This is a genomic window from Anoxybacillus sp. J5B_2022, assembly GCF_026847645.1.
Lineage (GTDB): Bacteria > Bacillota > Bacilli > Bacillales > Anoxybacillaceae > Anoxybacteroides.
Map to the genome: position 1 here is coordinate 1 of NZ_JAPSMC010000095.1, position 6,531 is coordinate 6,531.

Here is a 6,531-nt window from a genome sequence, read left to right on the forward strand (position 1 = left end):
AAAAAAGAAGGGGATGAGCATGAAGTTTTCTGAGTTTCGTTATGAGCGGCCGGACATCACTCAATTGCAGGCATCGTTTCAAGAAGCGCTTGATTCGTTCCGCCGTGCGGGGAGCGCCGCCTTGCAACACGAGGCGATGAAGCGGATCAATGAGCTGCGCCGCCGCTACAGCACGATGGCGAACCTTTGCCATATTCGCCATACGATCGATACAAACGATGAGTTCTATAAGAAAGAACAAGACTTTTTCGATGAAACGGAGCCGATCGTCAAGGGGCTTGTCAACGATTATTACCGCGCGCTTGTTTCCTCGCCGTTCCGCGCTGAATTGGAACAAGTGTGGGGGAAACAGCTGTTTGCGTTGGCCGAAGCACAGCTGAAAACATACGCACCGGCGATTGTAGAGGACTTGCAAAAAGAAAACAAGCTGGCAAGCGAATATACGAAGCTCATCGCATCGGCGAAAATCATGTTTGAAGGGGAAGAGCGGACGCTTGCCCAGCTGCAGCCGTTTGTTGAGTCGCCGGACCGCGCGATGCGCCAACGGGCGAGTGAGGCACGATTTTCGTTTTTCATGGACTATGAAAAAGAACTCGATGAATTGTATGATGAGCTTGTCCACGTCCGCACGGCGATCGCCCGCAAGCTCGGTTTCCAAAACTTTGTGGAACTCGGCTATGCCCGTTTAGGCCGGACCGATTACAATGCCGATATGGTCGCAGGCTACCGCCGGCAAGTGAAAACGCACATCGTCCCACTCGCAGCAAAGCTGCGCGAGCGCCAGCGGCAGCGGATTCAGGTCGACCGGCTTACGTATTATGATGAGCCGTTCATGTTTCCGAGCGGCAACCCGGCGCCAAAAGGGGACGCCGCTTGGATTGTTGACAACGGCCGGCGCATGTATGAAGAGCTGTCGCCGGAAACAGGCGAGTTTTTCCGCTATATGGTCGAACATGAATTGATGGACCTCGTCGCCAAAAAAGGAAAGGCGGGCGGCGGCTATTGCACCTATATCGATGACTATAAGGCGCCGTTTATTTTCTCGAACTTTACCGGAACGTCCGGCGACATTGACGTACTGACCCATGAAGCGGGGCATGCGTTCCAAGTGTATGAGAGCCGCCATTACGACATTCCAGAATACAACTGGCCGACGCTTGAGGCGTGTGAAATCCATTCGATGAGCATGGAATTTTTCACATGGCCGTGGATGGAGCTCTTTTTTGGCGAAGACGCCGACAAATACCGGTTCGCCCATTTGAGCGACGCACTTTTGTTTTTGCCGTACGGCGTTGCGGTCGATGAATTTCAGCACGCTGTCCACGAGAACCCGGATATGACGCCGGCTGAGCGGAAGAGTGTCTGGCGCAACATCGAAAAAGCGTATTTGCCGACAAGAGACTACGCCGGCCATGACTACCTTGAGCGCGGCGGATTTTGGCAGCGGCAAGGGCACATTTACACCGACCCGTTTTATTACATTGATTATACATTGGCGCAAGTGTGCGCGTTCCAGTTTTGGAAGCGGGCGCAGGAAGACCGGGAATCAGCCTGGCGCGACTATGTGGCGCTTTGCCGATTGGGCGGCAGCCGGCCGTTTACTGAGCTCGTCAAAAGCGCCAACCTAAAGTCGCCGTTTGCTGACGGGGCGGTCGCTTCGGTCGTCGGCCATATCGAGCGGTGGTTGGACAGCGTCGATGACAAAGCCTTGTAAAAAGAAGCAAAGAAGGCGGGCGGGAACAGCACCGCCCTGCTTTTCTTTATCATCTCGCGCCGAGAAGACCCCCACTTCCACGTGTTGGGCGGGGATGGCTTGGTTGACAGCCTGCTGTGGGGCGGGTGTTTCCAACAATCTCTCACCTCAAAGCTCAAGCGTAGGTGGGAGAGCGTTCAATTTGAAAACTTCTATCAAACTGGGGAAAAGGGGGAAAACGATGATCCGTAAAGCCACATGGGTCGACGCACTGGCCATCGCTTCGGTCCACGTCGAAAGTTGGAAGACGACGTACAGCGGCATCGTGCCGGACGCGTACTTGGAGACGTTGGCAGTGGAAGAAAAACAAGCGTTATGGGAGAAGGGGCTCAGCCAAGCGGACCATTCCGTGTTTGTCGCCGAGGAACACGGGCGCGTCGTTGGATTCATCTCCGGCGGACGAAACCGGGCGAGCGACGGCCCAGCGGCCCGATATGACGGGGAGCTGTACGCGGTGTATTTGCTCAAAGAGGCCCAAGGAAAAGGATGGGGACGGCGGCTTGTGCAAGCCTTGGCCCGCGACTTGGCGCAAAAAGGCATTCATTCGCTCGTCGTCTGGGTGCTTGCCGCCAATCCGTCGCGCGGTTTCTACGAACGGCTTGGCGGTGAAAAACTGGCCGAGGAAAGGGTGGAAATCGGCGGAACAGTGTTATCGGAGTGGTGCTACGGCTGGCAAGACATTCAAACGATGAACTAGGAAGGGGCTGCCGACAGTTCGGCAGCTCAAAAAATTTGTTTTGCGAGTGATTACTCACTTTACAAACACGTTTGTCCTGTTTTATACTTTTTGTGAGTGATTACTCACTATTTTATTTCAAGAAGGAGGAAAGGTGCATGAGCATTTTGAGAAGTAAGTGGGTGGCCTTGTCGCCTGTCATGGTGGCCATTGTAGTATTGATTTTCTCTCTTGTTCTTGTTCCAACCGTGCATCCGAAGCCGCAAAAGCTTCCCGTTGCGTTTGTCAACGAGGACGAAGGGGTGCAATTGCCGAATCAGCCCCCGATCAACATGGGGAAGAACATTGAACAAGCCATCCAAAACATGGCGAAATCGAATGCAGCTGGAAAGGATCAACCCCCAATTGATTGGATGCAAATTGACAGCGAGAACAAAGCGAAAAAAGGAATGGATAAGCAACACTATTATGGCGCTCTCATCATTCCGAAAGATTTCAGCAAGAAAGTAGCGTCCCTGCAGACGCCCCGTCCTTCTGCCCCAAAAGTGAAAATCGTCGTCAATCAAGGAATGAATGCCGCAGCGTCTGCCATCGTGCAGCAAATCTTGAATCAAGCGGCGGACCATATCAATGCCAACGTGCGCCAACAATTGTTGCAAGCGATGTCTAAAAAAGGGGGAATGGTGACGGTTGAACAGGCTGCTCTTCTCGCCTCGCCTGTTGAGAAAGAGACGGCCGTCATTCACGCGGTCGGCACACACAGCGCCAACGGCACTGCGCCTGTTTCGTTCGTTCAGCCGATTTGGATGGCAAGCCTCGCTGCAGCGGCGCTGCTACATTTAGCGATGGATCGACGCGTGTTTGCCCATCGACGCGAGAAGCTAGCTGCACAGGTGATGAAAACGGTTGTTGGGCTGCTGCTGGCGCTGATCGCAGGATTTGGACTTATCGGGATGGCGGATGCGATCGGATTTCATATCCCTTCATTTATAGATATGGCGCTGTTTGTTTCCCTTGCCTTTTTTAGCTTTTTTGCCATTGAAAGCGCCGTGTTCTCTTGGATTGGGTTAAAAGGGATCTCGATTTTTATTCTTCTTTTGTTCTTCGGCGCTCCACTGCTTCCCATGGCGCCGGAATTGATGACATCATTTTACCGCGATTGGGTTTATTCATGGCTGCCGCAGCGCTTCATGGTCGAGGGGCTTCGGGAACTCTTTTTCTTTGATCCGACATTTCAATGGAACGAACCCGTTTCCGTCTTATGTTGGCTGGCGTTTGTCGGGGTTGTTCTCGTCATCGTTTCGGCATTCAAGAAACGTATGGTTCAGGAATCGGAGGAATCCGGCAAACTGGTGACGTCATGATGAGGTGTAAAGGGGGAATGAACAATGCGCACTCATCCACCTATTCAAGTCGAGCGTGTTTCCAAGCGGTTTGGAAAAAAAGTAGTCATCGACGATGTGTCGTTGGAAGTCCAGACGGGGGAAATATTCGGCCTGCTCGGCCCGTCGGGGGCGGGCAAGACGACGTTGGTGCGCATGATCGCCGGCATTGATCAAGCGAGTGAATTCGGCGCTGGGAAATGGGCGTTGGCTACATGATCGGGTTCGGATTGTTTACCACGATTCAAGCGAGCTTAATTTCATGGTTTGCCATTGATGTGTTGGACATGATGATGGAAGGTTCGTTTTGGTATGTGCTGCTCATTACGTTTTTGCTGGCGATGACAGCGCTGGCGCTTGGGATGCTGCTGTCGGCGTTCGCCAACAACGAGCTGCAAATGGTGCAGTTTATCCCGCTTGTCGTCGTGCCGCAAGTGTTTTTCTCGGGTTTGTTCAATCTCGACACGATGGAACAATGGCTTCGTTCCTTAAGCGTCATCATGCCGCTCACCTACGGGGCGGACGCGCTGCGCGATATTATGGTGCGCGGAGAAGGTTTTAGCGCCATCGCCGTTGATGTGTACGTGCTACTTGGCTTTACGATGCTGTTTATGCTATTAAATGTAGTAGCATTGAAAAAATACCGCAAGCTGTAAGGAGAGAGTAGAGTCATGAGCGAGCATTCATGGATTCAGGAATTGCTGCAAATCGGCGGCAAGGAAGGGCAGTTCAGTGAAAAGCAACTGAAAATTTTGGAAGCCGCAGTGGAAATGTTTGCCGAAAAAGGCTATGCGGCGACTTCCACGAGTGAAATCGCCAAAAAGGCCGGGGTGGCGGAAGGCACGATCTTCCGCCACTATAAGACGAAAAAAGACTTATTGTTGGCGATCGTCACGCCGACATTGTTTCAGTCCGTCGCCCCGTTTTTGGCGAAAGAGTTTGTCCGTGAAGTGTTTGACAACGAATATGAGACGTACGAACAGTTTTTGCGCGCGGTGTTTTCCAATCGCTACGCCTTTGTGAAAAAGTATTTGCCAGCGATTCGTGTGCTTTGGCAGGAGCTCGCCTTTCATTCCGAGATTAAACAGTGCTTTCAACGCGTGTTTACAGAGCACGTGTATCCAAAATTCGCCCGCATTGTCCGCCATTTTCAAGAAAAAGGTGAGTTGGCCGAGCTGCCGGTTGATTCGGTCATCCGCTTGACGATCACATCGCTCGCCAGCTTTTTGGCCGCCCGCTTTCTCCTTTTGCCTGACCACCATTGGGACGATGAGGCGGAAATGGAGCGGACGATTCACGTGTTGATGAACGGTCTGCGGCGCTAACCGGCCGGCTTCCGCACTGAAGCCGGCCTAGCTGTTTTTCTTAGCATAATCGAGGATGGCTTTCGTAAATTGTTTGAAATCATCAAGATGGTGTTCGACGATGGCTTGCAAGATGCCAAGGTTCAGTTGTTGATAGTCGTGAACGGCGATGTTGCGGAATCCGACCATCGCCTTCATCTTTTTGCTTATGGAAGGGGAGATGACCCCATGTTCTTCGAGGAGAGCGAATGCATCGCGGCTATGCTGCGGCAATCCGAATTTCTGCTCGGCCACAATATGCATGGCCAAATCGATGCATGCCTCGCACGCCCGCTGTAAATTCAGAACGATCGAATCTTGTTTTGTGTAATTTTGTAAATTTTTTGGATCGCCGTTATATTCTTCACGAATTCGTTTCAGGCAGCGTTCGATCACGCTGATCTTGTTTAAAATGACATCACTTTTCATATATGCTCCCGCTTTCCGTAATTTGTTTTAACACCGGTGCTCTCTCTTCGTTTAGTTTCACATACATTTTCAATGTTTTCATTTCGAACTCAGCCCGTTTCCGCTCGTCGCGGCAATCAATGGCTTTTCCCGTCGAGACGATTTGCGCTTGAAACACGGTGCTGGCTTGGCGCAAATCGACAAGATCGACATCTCGCCCTAACTTGTCAGCCAAATGCCCCGCGAGCCGAAACAGCTCATACGGATCATGCGGTTCGCCGTCGCTGACAAAGGCGATATCGACATCACTGTCCGGACGCATCGCCCCACGGGCGGCTGAACCGAACAGGTAGATGACGAACGGGTGAAGAGCCGGGCGGAGCGTCTGAATGATGATCGTCTCCATTTCGTTTGGCAATCGCGATGCCTCCTTGCGTTTTTCTTCATTATAGCAAAATCTTATTGTTCTTGGCGAAAAGATGGAAAAAGAAAAAGGGATGGCGATGATGCGCCAATCCCTCTGAGCGAAAGAAGCAGGGGCTGATTGATTCATTTCCTCCTTACATACAAACTTCGGGGCGGCTCTTTTTGCTGCTCTTCCCTAAAACACTTCCTCACCGCGAAAACGGGATGGGGTGATGTTCGAGTCATTCGGGTGATGGATGATATAGGTGTGCGCGTAGCGAACGGTGCCAGGCACTGTTCGACTGTCACACCCAGGCGTTTACGTTTCTTGCCTGGGCTTCTTTTTACTGTTATGTGGGTTTATGTTCATCAGTTTGGACAATATGATACTGGTGCTAGTATAGTTTTATGGACGAAACAAGTTTTTGCATCAAATTCGGGAGTGTGGTATGCTTGTTCATAGAGAGCACCTCCTGGGTTTGTTTGTGTCGTTACTCACATTCTACAGGAAAGGTGCTCTTTTTTCTATACCCTTTGGATTTTATTGGATAATCAACACGCCTG

Annotated in this window: 6 protein-coding genes and 2 pseudogenes; 6 read left to right on the plus strand and 2 right to left on the minus strand. The window is 51.5% G+C overall.

Translation table 11 applies throughout. The annotated features are described in order from the left end of the window. The first annotated feature begins 19 nt into the window (after positions 1-19). The 6 genes and pseudogenes from M4I42_RS16035 (at position 20) to M4I42_RS16060 (ending at position 5,136) form a co-directional block, all read left to right on the plus strand. Positions 20-1,714, plus strand: coding sequence for a M3 family oligoendopeptidase (locus M4I42_RS16035; RefSeq protein WP_268853068.1), 1,695 nt, complete (start codon positions 20-22; stop codon positions 1,712-1,714). A gap of 220 nt (positions 1,715-1,934) precedes the next feature. Further along, positions 1,935-2,450, plus strand: a complete 516-nt coding sequence (locus M4I42_RS16040) for a GNAT family N-acetyltransferase (RefSeq protein WP_063166499.1) — start codon at positions 1,935-1,937, stop codon at positions 2,448-2,450. 137 nt (positions 2,451-2,587) lie between these two features. Next, positions 2,588-3,793: a YhgE/Pip domain-containing protein gene (locus tag M4I42_RS16045; protein WP_268853066.1), complete on the plus strand. Its 1,206-nt coding sequence runs from the start codon at positions 2,588-2,590 to the stop codon at positions 3,791-3,793. Between the two features lie 24 nt (positions 3,794-3,817). Then, a pseudogene (locus M4I42_RS16050) lies at positions 3,818-3,997 on the plus strand (ATP-binding cassette domain-containing protein); the annotation flags it as partial. Continuing rightward, positions 3,997-4,467, plus strand: a pseudogene (locus M4I42_RS16055) (ABC transporter permease); the annotation flags it as partial. The pseudogenes M4I42_RS16050 and M4I42_RS16055, both read left to right, overlap by 1 nt. A gap of 15 nt (positions 4,468-4,482) precedes the next feature. Further along, positions 4,483-5,136, plus strand: a complete 654-nt coding sequence (locus M4I42_RS16060) for a TetR/AcrR family transcriptional regulator (RefSeq protein WP_268853067.1) — start codon at positions 4,483-4,485, stop codon at positions 5,134-5,136. A 27-nt stretch (positions 5,137-5,163) separates the two neighbouring features. Here M4I42_RS16060 and hepT read toward each other — a convergent pair whose 3' ends face one another. Beyond that, on the minus strand, positions 5,164-5,583 hold the full coding sequence (gene hepT / locus M4I42_RS16065) for a type VII toxin-antitoxin system HepT family RNase toxin (protein WP_014195290.1): 420 nt from the start codon (positions 5,581-5,583) through the stop codon (positions 5,164-5,166). Further along, positions 5,573-5,968, minus strand: coding sequence for a type VII toxin-antitoxin system MntA family adenylyltransferase antitoxin (gene mntA / locus M4I42_RS16070; RefSeq protein WP_268853069.1), 396 nt, complete (start codon positions 5,966-5,968; stop codon positions 5,573-5,575). Before mntA ends, hepT begins: the two co-directional genes overlap by 11 nt. Between the last annotated feature and the right edge of the window lie 563 nt (positions 5,969-6,531).